This is a genomic window from Pseudoalteromonas sp. NEC-BIFX-2020_015, from assembly GCF_012952265.1.
Lineage (GTDB): Bacteria > Pseudomonadota > Gammaproteobacteria > Enterobacterales > Alteromonadaceae > Pseudoalteromonas > Pseudoalteromonas neustonica.
The window spans coordinates 1-18,738 of record NZ_JABCJL010000039.1 but is presented as its reverse complement, the minus strand read 5'-3'; the positions used below and the strand labels follow the sequence as shown (position 1 = coordinate 18,738).

Sequence of the window (18,738 nt, the reverse complement as noted above, 5' to 3'; positions counted from 1 at the left end):
TCACAAAAATTCGTCTCACTAAAAGAAAAACCCTGCATACACAGGGTTTGGATTTATTCTACATGTAAGGAAATAATTACTGCGCAGTCGCGCCTTTCATGTATTTAAAGAAGTCACTATCAGGTGATAACACCATTACATCTTGCTTATCTTTAAAGGTCTTTTTATAAGCCTCTAATGAACGTACAAAACTAAAGAACTCAGGATCTTTGTTATACGCATTAGCATAAATTTCAGCTGCTTGGGCATCACCTTGACCACGAACACTTCGCGCATTTCGCTCAGCATCTGCTAGCATTACCGTTACACGACGGTCAATTTCAGCACGAATAGTTTCGGCTTTTTCTTGACCTTCAGAACGGTGCTCTTTTGCCACTGCAGTACGCTCTGCGCGCATACGTTGGTAAATAGAGCTACTGACTTCTTGTGGTAGGTTAATTTGCTTAACACGTACATCAAGCACTTCAATACCTAGCTCTTTTGCACTTTCTGATGCTTGAACTAGTGCTTCTGCCATTAACTCGCTACGTTCACCTGAGACAATCTCTCGGATTGTACGCGAACCAAAGTTTGTACGAAGGCCGTTATTTACTTTTTGCTTAAGTAGCGTTTCAGCGTATTGCTTGTCGCCACGAGCACGTAAGTAAAAAGCGCTAAAGTCATCTACACGCCACTTAACAAACGAATCAACGATTAAGTCTTTCTTTTCGCTAGTAACAAAACGATCCGGCGCACCATCTAAAGTCTGAATACGCGCATCAATACGGCGTACTTGACTAAAGAAAGGCACTTTGAATTGTAAACCTGGGCTGTAAACGATTGCTTGATCATCACTGTCTTTTTGAACTTTACTGAATAGCATTACAATTGCTTTTTGCCCTTCAGGTACTACAAAAACAGACGAAAAAGACAACACAATGGCCGCTAATAATATAACTAAACTAAAGTTTTTCATTGCGCTTATCTCCCATCATTAAAGCGATCAGCACCAAAGCGGTCTGAACTTGAGTTCACAGTGCTATTGCGTGATGTGTTAACTTTATTGCGTAAATCGTTGATATCACTTGAGCTAGGCAGCGCAACACGTGTTGCAGTTCCTTGCTTTTCCATGATTTTATCAAGCGGTAAATACATCATATTATTGCCGCCTTTTACATCAACTAGCACTTTTGAGCTACTACCAAGTACTTCTTCCATCGCATCAATATATAAACGCTCACGTGTTACACGTTTTGCAGCTTGATATTGTGGTAACAATTTCTCAAATCGAGCAACTTCACCTTGCGACTCTAGAATAATACGCTCGCCATAACCTTCCGCTTCTTGCGTCATACGCGTAACTTGACCACGAGCACGCGGTTCAATTTCACGGGCATACGCTTCAGCTTCACGTATAAAGCGCTGTTCATCTTCTTGCGCAGCAATAGCATCATCAAAGGCGTCTTTAACCTCTGCCGGTGGGCGAGAATCTTTAAAGTTTACGTCAGTGACGATTAAACCAAGATTGTAAGGTTCAACAATTTTGTTCAATTCATCCCATGTACGTTGACGCACAATTTCACGACCATTCGTTAGCACTTGGTCCATTTTTGAATGACCAACTACATAACGTAGTGCACTTTCTAATGCTTCCTCTAAACTTGAATCAGCATTAGTTACACTAAATTTATAAAGGTATGGGTCAATAACACGATATTGCACTTGGAACTCAACGCTTACTACGTTTTCGTCTTCAGTGAGCATAAAACCAGACGTCGATAATGAACGAACTGCTTCAATATCTACTGGAAGTACGGTTTCAATAAAGGTCATTTTCCAGCGCAAACCTGGATCGGCAATGCGTTCAAATTTACCAAATTGTAAAACGATTCCGCGTTCAGCTTCTTTGACAGTATAAATACCGCTCAAAGCCCAAACAATCACAGCAATAATTAGTATGAATGAAAGCCCTGCACCGCCAAGTCCACCACCTTCTTTGCCGGGTTTATTACCGCCAAATAAGCCACCAAACTTGTTGCTGAACTTACGAAACACCTCGCCTAAATCAGGTGGGCCTTGATCACGTCCGCCTTTTTTGTTCCACGGATCTTTGTCATTGCCATTATTACCCGGTTCATTCCAGGCCATAGCTATACTCCATTGTTATCAAAATAATCTTGGTAATTACGTTAAATCTAACAAAAATAACGCACTTCTCATACTAAAAACGACAGTGTGCGGTAGATTTCTAGTTTAACAAAATAAATGAGTCAATTTCAGGACCAAACTCTTTTTTGAGTTTATTCCACTCTACCACAGGTAAACGAGTGGTCAGTAGCCATTGCCCTTGTTCGTCAAACGCTTCTTCATGCACCGCATTTAAATTAAACAGTGCAGCGCGTAAACGGCCATATTGTGGTGCTAGTTTTAGTGTTTTAGCAAACATTTTCTTTGCTAACAACTCACTTATGGCCTCAGATAACAGCTCACAACCTGCACCACTGTGCGCAGATAACCACACACGAATCGGCACACCTTCGTCATCACGGTCAATACGCGGTGAAACATCTTCTAGCGCATCAATTTTGTTATAAACTAATAATTGTGGTACTTCATCAGCTTCAATTTCTTTAAGTACCGATTGTACCTGTTCTATATTCTCTTTACGACGCTCATCAGCAACATCTACAACATGTAATTGTAAATCGGCTTCACGGGTTTCCGTTAACGTCGCTTTAAATGCGGCGACTAAATCATGCGGTAAGTGACGAATAAATCCGACTGTATCCGCTAAAATTATCGAGCCAACATCGTCTATTTCAAGTTTACGTAATGTTGGGTCTAACGTTGCAAATAATTGATCTGCTGCGTATACATTAGAATTAGTGATACGGTTAAATAAGGTCGACTTACCCGCATTAGTATAGCCTACAAGCGATACCGTAGGTATTTCATTGCGATTACGCGCTCGTCTACCCTGCTCACGCTGTACTGCGACTTTCTCTAGGCGTGCACGGATACTTTGAATTCGCACTCTTAACAAGCGACGATCTGTTTCAAGCTGAGTTTCACCCGGGCCACGTAAACCAATTCCGCCTTTTTGACGCTCAAGGTGAGTCCAACCTCGAATTAAACGAGTGGACATATGGCGAAGCTGTGCTAACTCAACCTGCAATTTACCCTCATGGGTACGTGCACGTTGGGCAAAAATATCAAGTATAAGTGTCGTTCTATCAAGCACACGGCATTGGCAAACGCGTTCTAAATTACGTTCTTGCGATGGTCTAAGTTGATGATTGAAAATGACGACATCTGCATTGTGGATTTTGACAATCTCAGCGATCTCTTCTGCCTTACCGGTACCGACGAATAGTTTCGGATGTGGTGATTGACGGCTGCCTTGCACAACCGCCAAACTGCTAACACCAGCAGAAGATACCAACATTTCTAATTCATGAAGATCTTCACGATCTCCTTCTTTAGGAAAGTCGATATGAACTAAAACTGCCTGTTCGCCGGCTTTATAACGGTCAAACAAACATTACGCTCCTAATTTAAAAGTTTCCAGCTTCTGGCTCTTCGCCCTCTTCACTTCCTTGTACACCTTGGAAGTTAACAGCGCGAGCAGGAACTACGGTAGAAATGGCGTGTTTATACACCATTTGATTTACAGTATTCTCAAGCAAAATAACAAATTGATCAAATGACTGGATCTTACCTTGCAGCTTGATACCATTAACCAAAAATATTGATACTGGAATACGTTCACGACGTAACGCATTCAAAAATGGGTCTTGTAACGATTGGCCTTTTGCCATGTTATTTTCCTTCGTTCTAGGTGTTATTATAATTAAGTGGCTGAACTCATTTAACAAAGCTAAAAAACATTCAACTACTACTAGCTTAGCGAACTTACAACACGTTGCAAGTTTTCTTCATCACCCGTAGTGAGCCAAGTTACTTCGGGCCAGCTCCTCAACCACGTCAATTGACGCTTTGCAAGTTGCCGTGTTGCTGCAATACCGCGAAATACCATCTCATCATAGTCAGTTTCGCCAGCAATGTAATCCCACATTTGTCTATAACCTACGCAACGAATAGAAGGCAAATTAGGGTGTAAATCCTTACGTTGATATAGGGATGAAACTTCATTTTCAAACCCCTGATCAAGCATTATTTTAAACCTTTGTTCAATTCGCAGATGTAAATCAGCACGGTCATCAGGTGCAATAGCAAATTGATGAAAAGTATAAGGTAGACTTGGCTGCTTGCATTTTTGCAATTCAGTCATAGTTTTGCCTGTTAAACGGTACACTTCAAGCGCACGGTTAATGCGCTGCGAATCATTCTCGCTCATTTTTTGAGCCGCCTGAGGATCAATTGCCTCAAGCTCTTTATATAATGTTGGCCAGCCATGCTCATTTGCTTGCGATTCAAGCTCAGCACGTATAATAGGACACGCTTCTGGCAAAGGTGATAAACCGTCAATTAAGGCTTTAAAGTACATCATTGTACCACCAACTAATACAGGTACTTTACCTTGCTGATGAAATTGATCAATTTTTTCAATCGCATCACGGCGAAAATCAGCCACAGAGTAACTTTCACTCGGATCTATCAGATCAATTAAATGATGTGGTGCTAATGCAAGCTCGTCCGAGTTCGGTTTGGCTGTACCAATGTTCATATTTTTATACACTAAGGCTGAATCGACGCTGATTATCTCAGTTTTTAAATGCTGACATAAGGCGATTGCTAACGCAGTTTTACCTGCAGCTGTTGGGCCCATTAAAAAAATGACAGGTAAATTACTCAACTCGGTGACCTTAATCTAATTGTGCTAAAAAATGATTTAAATCTATTTTAACCGCTTTTGCCGATAAGCGCTGAATTGTTTGCGGATTATTTTGCATTCGCTTCATATCCAATGCAAAAGCCTGACTTGCAAAAAAACGTTCTGGTACTTGGCTCTGCAACCAACTAAGCCATTGTTCAATAGTCTCAAAGTTAGCTTTAGCTGCTGCTAGTAATATATTAATCGCATTACTAACATCGAGTAAGTACAAACATACAGGGAGCTTTTTGACCATTACAAAGTGTTTTTCCAAGAGCACGTCAAAACCCAAAAGCGTAAACCATGATTGCTGCTGCGTTAAACTCACATTGTCTTCTTTGCTTATATTAACCCGTACCGGTAATAATAACGCCTTACCCTCTAAGTGGCCTTGCTCTGTAATCACCTCAAGCCAATCATCTACTAATAAGTATTTAAAATGCGAACAATACAGCTGTTGCTGCTGACTAAACACACAACTACCATCATTTTGAATCAATAACGGCTGAGCGCTGAGCGCTTGCGAATGAGCTGCAATTGCAGGCGTGATTTCTGCAGCTCGATCAAAATGCGTTGCATGTTGCTCATTTACACCTTGGTAAAACGCACTAACATCCTGATGATTTGCTCTGCTAGCTTTACTGTCACGGCTACTATCTGTGGTGCTATATCCTGAACCACCTTTTGCTGCCGAATTAGCGTTGTAACTCACACTATCTGTAGGCTGAAGGCTTGACTTAGGATAATCAAATAAACTACTTTCAGCGTGCAGTCGTGAAGTTGAAGCTTCTTCAGTTTGAATAGGCTGATTATTATCTTGATGGTTAACGGAGTGAGTAACACCTGTGAATTCATCTTGTAATGGGACTACAACTTGTTTGATTGCCTGTAAAATAAAGTCATGGACTAAACGACCTTGATGAAAACGCACTTCGTGTTTCGCTGGGTGTACATTTACATCAACCTGACGCGGGTCAATATCAATATAAATTACAAAACCGGGTAGCTCTTCTTGCCCTGCGACTTCTTCGAATGCTTGACGTATCGCGTGTAAAATAAGTTTATCGCGCATCATACGGTTGTTTACATAGGTATATTGCGTCGTATTGTTGGAGCCCACAGGCAACACCCAGCCATATAACTGCAAACCGGTATCACCCGACTCAATATATAAACTTTGCTCTGCAAAGGCTTTACCTGCAACTTGAGCTACACGGGCTATTGCTTGAGCAGGGTCAGTTTTAGCACGGTATTGTCGTACAACTTTATCGTTATGCGTAAGCGTAATTGATACATCAAAGCGACTTAACGCAATACGTTTAATTAGCTCATCAATATGGTTGAATTCGGTTTTTTCAGTTCGTAAAAATTTGCGCCGTGCGGGCGTATTAAAAAATAAATCTTTCACTTCAATTGTCGTGCCGTCAGGGTGCGCTGTTGGTTTTATTTGCACCGCCATATCACGACCTTCAGCAAATGCCTGCCACGCAGCCTCTTGCTCTTTGGTTTTTGAGCTCAAAGTTAACCGCGATACTGAGCTTATCGAAGCCAATGCTTCACCACGAAAACCCAATGAGCAAATATTCTCTAAATCATCGAGGGACTTTAATTTACTGGTCGCATGGCGAGAAAGCGCAAGCGTTAGCTCGTCTTTATTAATACCCGAACCATTATCACGAATACGAATAAGCTTATGACCGCCACGTTCAATATCTATTTGAATGCGTGTCGCACCTGCATCTAAGCTATTTTCAACAAGCTCTTTAACAACGGATGCTGGCCGTTCGACCACTTCACCTGCTGCAATTTGGTTAGCTAACCGCGCTGGAAGTATTTCAATGCTCATGGTGTTTTAACCTAATTATATACGTTGCACTGATCATTATTAGCTTTGTGGAATATCGAGCTCTTGACCAATAAATAAGGTGTTTGATTTAAGTTTATTCACCTGCTTAAGCTTACCTATAGAGACCCCATAACGGCTCGCTAGCAAACTCAAGGACTCACCAGGGCGTACTTTATGCTTGGTAGGGTATTTTGATTTTAATGACGCGAACAGAGAGTCATCCGGTGGATTTTTTAAATAATAGCTTTTAATTGCTGTAAATATCGCTTTTGCTAAACGCTCTTGGTGGTTAGCACTTTTTAATAGTTTTTCTTCGCGTGGATTGGATATAAAACCTGTTTCGACCAAAATTGACGGTATATCTGGCGACTTAAGCACTCCCAAACTGGCAGCTTGTGGCTCTTTTTTGTGTAGCTTGGCCACTTTTTTTAGCTCTTGCACCATTTCTTCAGCAACGTTAAAGCCCGTCTTCATCGAGTGATCCATTGACATATCAAGCAACGCTTGCGCTAAATATTTTTCACTTGCAGTGTCTTTAATTACATCAGCAGCACCACCGAGCAATTCGGAGTGTTTTTCTTTATCTTCTATCCATTTAGCCGTTTCGGAGTTCGCTCTGCGCAACGATAACACCCAAACAGAGGCACCGCTTGGCTGTGGGCTAGTAAATGCATCTGCATGAATAGAAACAAAAAAATCTGCTTTTTTCGCACGAGCTCGGCTAGTTCGCGTATTAAGTTTTACAAAGTAATCACCGCTGCGTACCATGCGTGAAATCATCCCGCGTTCGCCGTCAATCATGCGCTCTAAACGTTTAGCAATTTGCAGTGTAATGGTTTTTTCGTAAGTACCTGACGGCCCAATTGAGCCGGGATCTTCTCCGCCATGTCCAGCATCAATTGCAATGACAATATCACGTTGCTGCTTAAGCTCACGCTTTTTAACCGTAGAATTTCCGTTTGATGTATTTGGCTGTGCTTGCTCTTTATCATATAAATCCACCACCAAGCGATTTTTATATGGACCCGTCGGGGCTAAAGCAAATATCACTGGCTTAACAGCGCCAGTTAGCTCAAATACAAGCCTAACACCGTGCTTATTTTTTGCCTTTGAATATCTTAATTTACTAACAATTTGGTGTTTTTTTGGAATGCTGGGCAAATATTTTATTTTATTAGTATCTTCTAAATCAACCACTAAACGTAATGGATTTTTCAGCATAAAATAACTAAATTCTGGTTTATCCGTTAAGTCGAATACTACCCGAGTACTATCCGGTGATGGCCAAACTCGTACGCTATTGATAGTATTTTTCGCATACAAATGACTGCTGACAACAAGCAACAGTAAAGTACACATCCACTTAATGATAGTTTGACTCATTTGACCCAATACACCTTTATTATTGTTTAAGAATGTAACTACTCGATCTGGTTTTTGAGCTTATCTATAATATTAGCACCACGGGTACTAATGCTTTGAATCTCAATTTCTCGCGCATCGCCTACATATCGCAAAGTAATATCTAAATCAGGAGTCGGAATAAACTCCCCGCCTTTTTCAGGCCATTCCACCACACAAATAGCTGTAGGCGAAAAATAGTCGCGAATTCCCATATACTCTAACTCTTCAGGATCGCCAAGGCGATATAAATCAAAGTGATACACATTTGTTTCAGCCAGTTCATACGGTTCAACTAAAGTGTAAGTTGGGCTTTTAACCTTACCCTGATGGCCAAAACCTTGCACCACACCACGCGTTAAAGTCGTTTTACCCGCTCCTAAATCACCGTGTAAATAAATTACTGCGCCTTGGTCTATAAACTCGGCAAGCATATTGCCCATTTTTACCGTTGCAGCTTCATCAGCGAGTTGAAAACCAACACTGTGCGTCATCCGTACCCCATGAAAAACAAATAAATCATTACTTAATTAATCATACCAGATTATTTTCTTAAGGCGAATCAGCGATCATCAGACACAAAAAAGTCGGCAAAGTTGCCGACTTTTTAAATAACGACTGTAAACGTTATTACAAACCTAATTTTTTCTCAAGATAGTGGATGTTAGTACCACCATTTTGGAAATTTTCATCGGCTAAAATGCGTTTATGCAGTGGTGTATTGGTTTTGATACCGTCAATCACAAGCTCATTCAATGCGTTACGTGCACGGGCAATGGCTACATCACGGTTTTCACCGTAAGTGATCAATTTGCCAATCATTGAATCATAGTGTGGTGGTACTGTGTAGTCAGCATAAATATGGCTGTCCCAACGAATACCTAAACCACCCGCTGGATGGAAACGCGTGATCTTACCCGGTGATGGGATAAACGTTTCAGGGTCTTCTGCGTTAATACGACATTCAATAGCATGACCACGAATAACCACGTCATCTTGCGTGAATGATAACGGTTGACCAGCAGCAATTTTTAATTGTTCTTTGATTAAATCAACGCCAGTAACCATTTCTGTTACTGGGTGCTCAACCTGAATACGGGTGTTCATTTCAATGAAGTAGAACTCACCATTTTCGTATAAGAACTCAAATGTACCCGCACCACGATAACCGATTTCGATACATGCACGTGTACAACGCTCACCGATAAACTTACGCACTTCAGCAGTAATACCTGGTGCTGGCGCTTCTTCAACTACTTTTTGATGACGACGTTGCATAGAACAATCACGTTCACCTAGATGAACTGCATTGCCTTGACCGTCAGCTAAAACTTGAATTTCGATATGACGTGGATTTTCAAGGAATTTCTCCATGTAAACCATGCTATTACCAAAAAACTGCTTAGCTTCTTGCTGCGTTAAAGCAATTGAGTCAATTAACTCTGCTTCGCTACGAACAACACGCATACCACGACCACCACCGCCACCAGCCGCTTTGATGATTACAGGGTAACCAATGCGCTTAGCTATTTGCATATTACGGTCTTTATCATCCGATACCGGGCCATCAGAACCTGGTACACACGGTACACCCGCTTTACGCATTGCGTTGATTGCTGATACTTTATCGCCCATTAAACGAATTGTATCGCCTGTTGGGCCAATAAATACAAAACCACTTTGTTCAACTTGATCAGCAAAATCAGCGTTTTCTGCAAGGAAACCATAACCTGGGTGAATAGCGACTGCATCTGTTACTTCTGCCGCAGCAATAATGCGCGGAATATCTAAGTAACTTTCAGTAGCAGCAGGTCTACCAATACAAATTGTTTCATCTGCAAGCAATACGTGCTTAAGATCGCGATCTGCCGTTGAATGAACAGCAACCGTTTTGATCCCAAGCTCTTTGCAGGCGCGCAATATACGAAGTGCAATTTCACCTCGGTTTGCAATGACTACTTTATCTAACATTAGAGTTGGCCTTTTAGGTTACGCTATTATTCAATAATGAATAAAGGTTGATCAAATTCTACTGGCTCGCCATTTTCAACTAAAATAGCTTTAACGGTACCCGCTTTATCTGATTCAATTTGGTTCATCATTTTCATCGCTTCGATGATACAAAGCGTGTCACCTACTTTAACTTGCGAACCAACTTCAACATATAAAGGCGCTTCTGGAGAAGCTGCTGAGTAGAATGAACCAACCATTGGCGATAATACTTGATGACCTGTTGGACCTGCTGGTGCTGGCGCTTCTGCGCTTGCAACTGGTGCCGCAGCTACTGGAGCCGGAGCGGGTGCATACTGTGGTGCATATTGTGGAGCGTAAGCAGGACCTGCGCTCATGTTATTACGATTGATACGTACTGACTCTTCACCTTCGGTGATTTCTAATTCAGCAATACCTGATTCTTCTACTAGTTCAATTAGCTTTTTGATCTTGCGAATATCCATGAACGACCCGCCTGTTAGTTTGTTAGTTTAAAATTAATTCGAGTTTTGCAACCGATGTACCGCAGCCTCAAGTGCTGAACGATAACCCATTGCGCCTAATCCACATATTACGCCTTGCGCCACATCAGAAAAATACGAATGATGACGAAACGCTTCCCGCGCGTGCACATTAGTTATGTGCACTTCATAAAACGGAATATCAACACTCAGTAGAGCATCACGTAAAGCCACGCTTGTATGCGTAAATGCCGCTGGGTTGATAATAATGTAATCGATAGTTTGCCACGCACTGTGTATGTGCTCTATTAAAGCTTGCTCACTATTACTTTGATAATGCGTTAACTCAACATCTAGACCATCAGCAACCACTGTTAGTTCGCTCATGATCTCGCTAAGTGTTTGTGAACCGTACTTTTCTGGTTCACGCTTACCAAGCATATTTAAGTTAGGGCCATTTACAACTAAAAGTTTAAATTTTGCAGCCATAATACGCGATAATCCTATAAATAATGAGTTAAGCCATTTTGATTAGAAATCCCCATAAAATGTAAGGGGTGAAAACTAAAATAGCAACTATTTCTCACGTTAACCACCTATTATAGTCAGTTCGATGTAAATAGCAGCAAAATACTGGTCTAATGACTAAGGCTAGGAACAAAAATAAAAACGCCACTTATAATAAGTGGCGTTTAAAATAACGTTAAAAAAGTACTTATTTAACGTTATTACTTACCTTTGCCAAATGCTCAGCAAAGTCATTTGCGTTTAAGAAGCCCGTCACACGCTGTGCGCCAAGCTCTTCGCCTTGCATATCAAAAAATAAAATGCTTGGTAAACCAAATACCGTAAACTCTTCCATTACTTCAATTGTAATGTCGTCACTTTCGGTTAAATCAATTTTAAGTAACTCGAAGTTAGCAAATTCAGCTTGCACTTTAGCGTCTGGAAAGGTGTATTTTTCGAATTCTTTACACGCAACACACCATTCAGCATATAAGTCGACCATCACTAATCGGCCCTCGTTATTAGCATCACCAATTGCTTGTTTAAGTTCAGCTAAGTTCGCAACTAACTTAAAGCCACGCTCTTGCTGCTCGTCATTTGTGGTACTAACAACTTGGGCTGTTGGCCATATATAATTTTTAGTTAAGCTCGCACCACCTACAACTAATAGCGTTGCAGCAAACCACAGAGCTGTTTTTAATTTACCTTGTGTTTGAGCACTCTGCCAATGATGCAAGTACAAAGCTGTTGCTAGCGCTAATAAACCCGCCATTAGTAATATAATGTCAGCATCCACAATGCGCTCTAGCAATATTAGTGGCACTACTAACATGATAAAACCAAACAGGGTTTTAACTTGCTCCATCCATCCACCCGCTTTAGGTAACAACTTACCACCAGATGTTCCAAGTAGTAATAATGGAATCCCCATGCCTAAGCTTAAAACATATAAAGTCAAACCACCCACCAGGTAGTCGCCGCTTTGTGCAACAAATAATAACGCGGCTGACAACGGCGCTGTTGTGCAAGGTGATGCAATTAAGCCTGATAATACGCCCATCAAAAACACACCAATATAATTGCCGCCTTTTTGATTGTTACTAACCTGCGTGAGCTTGTTCATCATACTGCTGGGGAGCTTTATTTCGTACCAGCCAAACATCGACATAGCGAGTAAAACAAACAATAAGCTAAAACTAATTAATACTGTCGGGTGTTGCAAATAGCCTTGTACTTGACCGCCTAAAGATGCAACCACCAATCCTAATGCTGCATACGTGACTGCCATCCCTTGGATATATACAAAAGACAACGCAAATGCTTTTTTAGTTGAGAGATTTTTTTGCCCGGCAATTAAGCTCGATAGAATCGGAAACATCGGAAACACACACGGTGTGAAGGCAAGGCCAATACCCACTAAAAAGAAGATCGCTAAATTAGCCAACAAACCTTGTGATGCGAGTTTTTCAGTAAAGTTTAATTCTTTTTCAGGATCATCCTCTTGAACTACAGCATCTTCTGGAGAATGAGGCGATTCAATACCAAGTGCTGTAAGTGCATTGTCTGCAGTTGCCGAATCCGGCGCATTCATAATCGCAACTGTTTCCCCTGCAATAACACTTAAAGGAATAGAGATAATTTCTGGCGGGTAGCATAGCCCTGCTTCTGCGCAGCCTTGATAGCGCACCTTAACAATACCATCTTGAGCAACATTGCTTAGTTTGCTGATTACACTTAATGAATCAAAAAATACTTCCGTCTTACCAAAGAATTCATCTTCAATAACGACGCCCTTGCCAAGCTCTGGCACTTGAATGTTTGCGCCTTTGCCAATAATTTCGAGCTTCTTTTTATACAAATAATAACCAGGAGCAATATCCCAACCAATAAAAAGTGTATTGCCTTGCTGATCAAAATCAAACGAGAATGCTTGATCAACAGGTAAAAACGTTTGCTCTGCGGGTTGCAGTAAATCATTTAATAAATTATTAGTTGTAGCCTGCGCTGGCATCAGCGAGAGCGCACAAAGCAATAAAATAAAACAACGCATTAATTAAGTACCTCATCCATCCAATTAAAGTAGGCCAAATTGCCTGTTGATACGTCCACTACCTGAATCTCAGGGATCTCATAACTATGCAATTTTTTTATAGTTTGGATCACTTGGTTCATTTTTTCTGACTTAGTTTTAATTAATAACTTACACTCAGTTGCATGTGTAACTTCACCTTCCCACATGTAAACTGACTCTACATTTGGAAGAATACTCACGCAGGCTGCTAATTTCTGCTGAACAAGTTGCTCTGCCATAGCGCGCGCTTCACTTGCATTAGCGCAAGTGGTAAAAACAAGCCGAAAATGAGTCGTCATATTGAACCTTTAATTGATTGCTTTGCCCAACCCATAGTAGCTGATAGCTAAGGCAAAGTGTAGCCAAGCGCATAACCCAATATCACTGCTCTTGAAAAAAGACCTTACTACCCATATTTATATTTCATACACTCACTTGAGTGACCATTATTTAGAGAGTTTTATGTTTAGATTTTTATTCTTGTTATTTATTCTCGTGCCGATTATTGAAATCGCATTATTAATTCAAGTCGCTGATGTGATTGGCGGCTTTGCCACAATAGCGCTGGTTGTTATAACGGCCATTGTGGGTGCCAAATTAGTTAAAACACAAGGTATGGGTGCATTACAAAACGTACAACTGCAAATGGCACAAGGGCAAATGCCTGCTAAAGAACTATTTACCGGTTTATGTGTGATTATCGCTGGCGTTTTACTCCTTACTCCCGGCATTATGACCGATGTATTTGGCTTTTTATTACTAACGCCTGTCATTCGTAATAAACTAGCTGCAGGCCTTGCCAGTCAAGCAACTGTACGCATGAGTGCAGGCATGCAACAAGGTCCTTCACCATTTACACAACAGACTCAACAAGAGCCAGAACCGCGTAAAATGAGTGAGCCAACCACGATTGATGGTGAATACGAGAGAAAAGATTAAATTTTTTAATTTTTTCACTTGGATTTTGACTCACCACCCCCATTACTGAGTACAACTAAACTAATTGCGCTAAACCATAAGGTTCCAGCCAATTGGTACACACACAACTTTTTTCTGTCCTGTTCAGAAACTGTTAGGAGAACTAAAAAATGAACATTCGTCCTTTACATGATCGCGTGATCGTTGAGCGCCTAGAAGAAGAAACTAAATCAGCTGGCGGTATTGTATTAACTGGTTCTGCGGCTGAGAAATCAACCCGCGGTAAAGTTGTCGCTGTTGGTAATGGCCGTACTCTAGATAACGGTGATGTGAGAGCATTAGAAGTTAAAGTCGGTGACACTGTGTTATTCGGCTCATATGTTGAAAAAGCAGAAAAGATCGAAGGTCAAGAGTACCTGATCATGCGTGAAGACAATATTTTAGGCATTGTAGGCTAAACCTACTTTTCGTTTAACATACATTTAGAATTTAAAGGAAATTAATCATGGCAGCAAAAGAAGTACTTTTTGCAGGTGACGCACGCGCTAAAATGCTAGCTGGCGTAAACATCTTAGCAAACGCAGTTCGCGTAACATTAGGTCCTAAAGGCCGTAACGTAATCCTAGATAAATCATTTGGCTCACCAGTAATCACTAAAGATGGTGTATCAGTGGCGAAAGAAATCGAACTTGAAGACAAGTTTGAAAACATGGGCGCACAAATGGTTAAAGAAGTTGCATCAAAAGCAAACGATGCAGCCGGTGACGGTACAACTACAGCTACAGTGCTTGCACAGTCTATTGTAAATGAAGGCTTAAAAGCAGTTGCTGCGGGCATGAACCCAATGGATCTTAAGCGCGGTATCGATAAAGCAATCATCGCTGCAGTTGCTGAGCTTAAAGAACTTTCAGTTCCATGTGCTGATGCAAAAGCAATCGCACAAGTAGGTACTATTTCAGCTAACTCTGATAAAGAAATTGGCGACATCATTGCAGAAGCAATGGAAAAAGTAGGCCGTAACAGTGGTGTAATCACTGTTGAAGAAGGCCAATCACTTGAAAACGAACTAGATGTTGTTGAAGGCATGCAGTTTGACCGTGGTTACCTTTCTCCGTATTTCATTAACAACGCAGAAAAAGGCGCTGTTGAATTAGACAATCCGTTTATTCTACTTGTAGACAAAAAAGTATCTAACATCCGTGAGTTACTTCCTACATTAGAAGCGGTTGCTAAAGCAAGCAAACCACTACTAATCATTGCTGAAGACCTTGAAGGTGAAGCGCTAGCTACATTAGTTGTTAACAACATGCGTGGTATCGTTAAAGTATCAGCAGTTAAAGCACCAGGCTTTGGCGACCGTCGTAAAGCAATGCTACAAGACATCGCTGTATTAACTGGCGCAACAGTTATCTCTGAAGAAATCGGCTTAGAGCTTGAAAAAGCCACGGTTGAAGACCTAGGTACTGCTAAACGCGTTGTGATCACTAAAGATGACACAACAATCATCGATGGTGCGGGCGAAGAAGATGGCATCACAGGTCGTGTTGCACAAATCAAAGCACAAATCGAAGAAGCAACGTCTGACTACGACAAAGAGAAGCTACAAGAGCGCATGGCAAAACTTGCCGGCGGTGTTGCAGTAATCAAAGTAGGCGCAGCCACTGAAATCGAAATGAAAGAGAAAAAAGACCGCGTTGAAGATGCATTACATGCAACTCGCGCTGCGGTTGAAGAAGGTGTAGTACCTGGTGGCGGTGTTGCACTAGTACGTGCAGCAAATAAGCTTATTGATTTAGTTGGCGACAACGAAGATCAAACGCACGGTATTAAAGTAGCACTTCGTGCTATGGAAGCCCCACTTCGTCAAATCGTAACCAACGCAGGTGACGAAGCGTCTGTTGTTATTAACGCAGTTAAAGGCGGCGAAGGTAACTTTGGTTACAACGCAGCCACTGGCGAATACAACGACATGATTGAAATGGGTATCTTAGATCCAACTAAAGTAACGCGCTCTGCACTACAATTTGCAGGCTCGATTGCGGGTCTTATGATCACCACTGAAGCCATGGTAGCTGAAATCCCTAAGGATGAAGCTGGCGCACCTGATATGGGTGGCATGGGCGGAATGGGTGGCATGGGCGGTATGATGTAATAGATTTTAGCCTGAATCGCTTTTCTTGTAAGCCATAACATGTTGATGTTATGGCTTTTTTTATTTCTATTTTTCATCAAACGTTATAACTTTAAGGGTATAAAGTGGGGTATCAATAATACCCCCCATATACTTATCTCTATAAAAACAAGGTGATAATTCATCTATGGGCGGCATATTATGGGTTTAAGCTGTGTGATCGTGTCAATTAAATGAAGTCAGAAAAGTAATCAACTGACTTTACTTTCATTACACTCTTATAGTTAAACTTGAATTACACGCATATAGTGCGCATAATGTGATTATTAGATGGTTGGAGTGTTAATTATGAATATTACTTTAGGTAAAGAATTCGAAAGAAGAATCACAGAGAAAGTCTCTGATGGCTTATATACCTCAGCGAGTGAAGTGATCCGTGATGGGTTGAGATTGTTGTTTGAAAAAGATGCGGCTAAAAATCAACAGCTCGAAATATTACGCGAAGAAGTAGCTAAAGGTTTTGAACAGTTAGCTGCGGGCGAATCGTCAAATCAGAATGTCATGGATATATTTGAACAAGCCTCTCTTTCAGTAAATCAAAAGTCTGAAAGCAAGAGCGATAATGCCAACCTATAGGCTTTCTCCTTTAGCAGAAGAAGATTTATATAAAATAATCTCTACGACAATTAGTTCATGGGGTAATGAGCAAGCAAAAGCGTACGCACAGAATATAGATGCCGCATTAATAAAACTTGCTCAATTTCCTGATTTTGGTAGGGAAAGAAATGAAATTTATAAAGATGCTAAAAGCTTTCCCGTAGAAAAACATATAGTGTTCTATCAAGTCAATGATAACGGTATTGATGTTGCTCGTATTCTTCATCAACGTATGGATCCCTCAAAACATTTTTAATGATTAAAAAAAGAGCGGACTTTGGTGAGAATATAATTATGCCAGAAAGTCATATTAACAAGCTTGCCAAAATAGATGCTCGTCTTCAATTATTAAATGAAGAACGCCTTGCTTAACTTAATGAGCGCCAACAATTAATAACACATCATGAAGCTGAATTGGCTAAAAACTTCAACCTACACGCCTCTCCTGAATCTAAAATTGACCTTTTTCTTTCATATTTTAAAGGTCGTAACGATGTTTACCCATTTAGATGGGAATCAAAAAACGGTAGAAATGGTTATTCTCCTGCTTGTTGGAATGAATGGCAGCCAAAGATTTGCAACAAACCAAAAATTAGCTGTACTGAATGTAAAAATCAGAACTTTAAAGTACCTGACCATCAAGCTGTCTACGGACATTTGAAAGGTATTAAAACCATAGGGATCTACCCTCTATTAAGTGATAATTCAACGTATTTACTTGCAGCAGATTTTGATAAAGAAGACTGGTTTGAAGCTACAACAGCGTTTTCAACGACTTGCTATTCGTTAAATATTCCCTATCTATTAGAACGTTCAAGAAGTGGCAACGGTGGCCATATATGGATCTTTTTCTCACAAGCTGTAGCTGCTAGTGATGCTCGTCGATTAGGCAATGGTCTACTTCGTAAAACGATGGAACTCTATCCGTTGCTATCATTTGATTGCTTCGATAGACTATTTCCTAATCAAGATATTATGCCAGAAGATGGCTTTGGTAACCTCATTGCTTTACCACTACAGCTAGAGCCAAGAAAATATAACAATAGTGTTTTCATTAACAATGAAGGCGTCCCTTATAATGATCAGTGGTCAATATTGGCAGCTACTCGAAAAGTGACTAAAGCGCAGCTTCAATCAACACTTAAACAGCTAAATTCTTATATTGAAAGAGCGCCTGATGATATTGAAAAGAGTGAGCCATGGAGAAACTTAATAGCAATGAAACCATTAAGATCAACGATTGCCCGCAGAAGCTTATATTAACGCTAGCTGATCAGTTATATGTTCCAATCGCTAATTTACCCGGAAAACTGACGGCTAAGTTAAACATTGTGCAGTATTTTCTAATCCAGAGTTCTACAAACGACAAGCCTTACGCTTATCAACGATTGGTACAAGTCGATATATTTGTTCCGCACATATAGAAAGTGGTTATTTAATCTTACCTAGAGGTTGTTTAGCCGAAGTTACTCGCATCATATCAGACCAAAAAATAGCAATTGAATACACCGATAAACGATTTGAAGGTAGCCAGCTAGAAAAAATCAAGTTCACGGGTAAACTTAAAAGCCAGCAGAAAAAAGCTGTTGATGCTTTATTTGCACAAACAAATGGTGTTTTTGTTGCATCGACGGGTTTTGGTAAAACTGTTACAGGATTAGCGCTTATCGCAAAAAGAAAGGTGAATACCTTAATTTTGGGTAACTACTCAGCACTAAACCTTACTTATTGAAAACGATCAAAAATAAAAAAGGGATCGACTTGCTTGATCATTTCAACGCGTTATTCTGTTGCTTTCCTTTGATTATGATGTAAATAAATGAAAGTAAGTGGGATCGATATCGAGTCGAATATCGACAATATTAAAGCACAAATTGAAGCAGATAAAACGTTATCGACGTCAATGCGTGCTGCGATCGATTTACTGCTACTTATTGTTAC

The 18,738-nt window shown here is 40.6% G+C and carries 20 protein-coding genes; 7 read left to right on the top strand and 13 right to left on the bottom strand.

Annotated features, from left to right (window positions below; translation table 11 throughout):
- Positions 1-76: 76 nt before the first annotated feature.
- The 13 genes from hflC to cutA all read right to left on the bottom strand — a co-directional run bounded on the left by hflC (position 77) and on the right by cutA (position 13,390).
- Positions 77-955, bottom strand: a complete 879-nt coding sequence (gene hflC, locus HH219_RS20030) for a protease modulator HflC (RefSeq protein WP_054204520.1) — start codon at positions 953-955, stop codon at positions 77-79.
- Positions 956-960: 5 nt separating this feature from the next.
- On the bottom strand, positions 961-2,127 hold the full coding sequence (gene hflK / locus HH219_RS20025) for an FtsH protease activity modulator HflK (protein ID WP_169328441.1): 1,167 nt from the start codon (positions 2,125-2,127) through the stop codon (positions 961-963).
- A 100-nt stretch (positions 2,128-2,227) separates the two neighbouring features.
- Complete coding sequence (gene hflX, locus HH219_RS20020) at positions 2,228-3,517, bottom strand: ribosome rescue GTPase HflX (protein ID WP_054452864.1); 1,290 nt, start codon at positions 3,515-3,517, stop codon at positions 2,228-2,230.
- A gap of 16 nt (positions 3,518-3,533) precedes the next feature.
- Positions 3,534-3,797: an RNA chaperone Hfq gene (hfq, locus tag HH219_RS20015; RefSeq protein WP_054204523.1), complete on the bottom strand. Its 264-nt coding sequence runs from the start codon at positions 3,795-3,797 to the stop codon at positions 3,534-3,536.
- Positions 3,798-3,877: 80 nt separating this feature from the next.
- Positions 3,878-4,768, bottom strand: coding sequence for a tRNA (adenosine(37)-N6)-dimethylallyltransferase MiaA (gene miaA / locus HH219_RS20010; protein ID WP_054204560.1), 891 nt, complete (start codon positions 4,766-4,768; stop codon positions 3,878-3,880).
- Positions 4,769-4,805: 37 nt separating this feature from the next.
- Positions 4,806-6,659, bottom strand: a complete 1,854-nt coding sequence (mutL, locus tag HH219_RS20005; protein ID WP_169328440.1) for a DNA mismatch repair endonuclease MutL — start codon at positions 6,657-6,659, stop codon at positions 4,806-4,808.
- Between the two features lie 39 nt (positions 6,660-6,698).
- Positions 6,699-8,042, bottom strand: coding sequence for an N-acetylmuramoyl-L-alanine amidase (locus tag HH219_RS20000; protein WP_054204525.1), 1,344 nt, complete (start codon positions 8,040-8,042; stop codon positions 6,699-6,701).
- Positions 8,043-8,080: 38 nt separating this feature from the next.
- Positions 8,081-8,554 carry a tRNA (adenosine(37)-N6)-threonylcarbamoyltransferase complex ATPase subunit type 1 TsaE gene (tsaE, locus tag HH219_RS19995; protein ID WP_169328439.1) on the bottom strand — a complete coding sequence of 158 codons (474 nt, stop codon included), beginning with the start codon at positions 8,552-8,554 and terminating at the stop codon, positions 8,081-8,083.
- A 136-nt stretch (positions 8,555-8,690) separates the two neighbouring features.
- Complete coding sequence (gene accC / locus HH219_RS19990; RefSeq protein WP_054204527.1) at positions 8,691-10,031, bottom strand: acetyl-CoA carboxylase biotin carboxylase subunit; 1,341 nt, start codon at positions 10,029-10,031, stop codon at positions 8,691-8,693.
- Positions 10,032-10,057: 26 nt separating this feature from the next.
- Positions 10,058-10,516, bottom strand: a complete 459-nt coding sequence (accB, locus tag HH219_RS19985) for an acetyl-CoA carboxylase biotin carboxyl carrier protein (protein WP_054204528.1) — start codon at positions 10,514-10,516, stop codon at positions 10,058-10,060.
- Between the two features lie 33 nt (positions 10,517-10,549).
- Positions 10,550-11,002, bottom strand: a complete 453-nt coding sequence (gene aroQ, locus HH219_RS19980; protein WP_054452868.1) for a type II 3-dehydroquinate dehydratase — start codon at positions 11,000-11,002, stop codon at positions 10,550-10,552.
- Positions 11,003-11,228: 226 nt separating this feature from the next.
- Entirely contained in the window at positions 11,229-13,070 is a 1,842-nt protein-coding gene (locus tag HH219_RS19975) for a protein-disulfide reductase DsbD (RefSeq protein WP_169328438.1), read from the bottom strand.
- The gene (cutA, locus tag HH219_RS19970; RefSeq protein ID WP_054204531.1) at positions 13,070-13,390 is read right to left on the bottom strand and encodes a divalent-cation tolerance protein CutA; all 321 of its coding nucleotides are present in this window, start codon (positions 13,388-13,390) and stop codon (positions 13,070-13,072) included. The genes HH219_RS19975 and cutA overlap by 1 nt, the downstream gene beginning before the upstream one ends.
- A 163-nt stretch (positions 13,391-13,553) precedes the next feature.
- Between cutA and HH219_RS19965 the strand changes: the two genes are divergently transcribed.
- The 7 genes from HH219_RS19965 (at position 13,554) to HH219_RS22440 (ending at position 18,529) form a co-directional block, all read left to right on the top strand.
- Complete coding sequence (locus HH219_RS19965) at positions 13,554-14,030, top strand: FxsA family protein (protein ID WP_054204532.1); 477 nt, start codon at positions 13,554-13,556, stop codon at positions 14,028-14,030.
- Positions 14,031-14,179: 149 nt separating this feature from the next.
- Positions 14,180-14,467, top strand: a complete 288-nt coding sequence (locus HH219_RS19960) for a co-chaperone GroES (RefSeq protein ID WP_054204533.1) — start codon at positions 14,180-14,182, stop codon at positions 14,465-14,467.
- 47 nt (positions 14,468-14,514) lie between these two features.
- Entirely contained in the window at positions 14,515-16,161 is a 1,647-nt protein-coding gene (groL, locus tag HH219_RS19955; protein WP_054204534.1) for a chaperonin GroEL, read from the top strand.
- 327 nt (positions 16,162-16,488) lie between these two features.
- A complete protein-coding gene (locus HH219_RS19950) occupies positions 16,489-16,776 on the top strand; it encodes a type II toxin-antitoxin system ParD family antitoxin (RefSeq protein WP_169328437.1) in 288 nt (95 codons plus the stop codon).
- A complete protein-coding gene (locus HH219_RS19945) occupies positions 16,763-17,053 on the top strand; it encodes a type II toxin-antitoxin system RelE/ParE family toxin (protein WP_169328436.1) in 291 nt (96 codons plus the stop codon). Before HH219_RS19950 ends, HH219_RS19945 begins: the two co-directional genes overlap by 14 nt.
- Positions 17,054-17,211: 158 nt before the next feature.
- Positions 17,212-18,060: a hypothetical protein gene (locus HH219_RS19940; RefSeq protein WP_169328435.1), complete on the top strand. Its 849-nt coding sequence runs from the start codon at positions 17,212-17,214 to the stop codon at positions 18,058-18,060.
- A 124-nt stretch (positions 18,061-18,184) separates the two neighbouring features.
- Positions 18,185-18,529 carry a DEAD/DEAH box helicase family protein gene (locus HH219_RS22440; RefSeq protein ID WP_349251630.1) on the top strand — a complete coding sequence of 115 codons (345 nt, stop codon included), beginning with the start codon at positions 18,185-18,187 and terminating at the stop codon, positions 18,527-18,529.
- Positions 18,530-18,738: the final 209 nt, after the last annotated feature.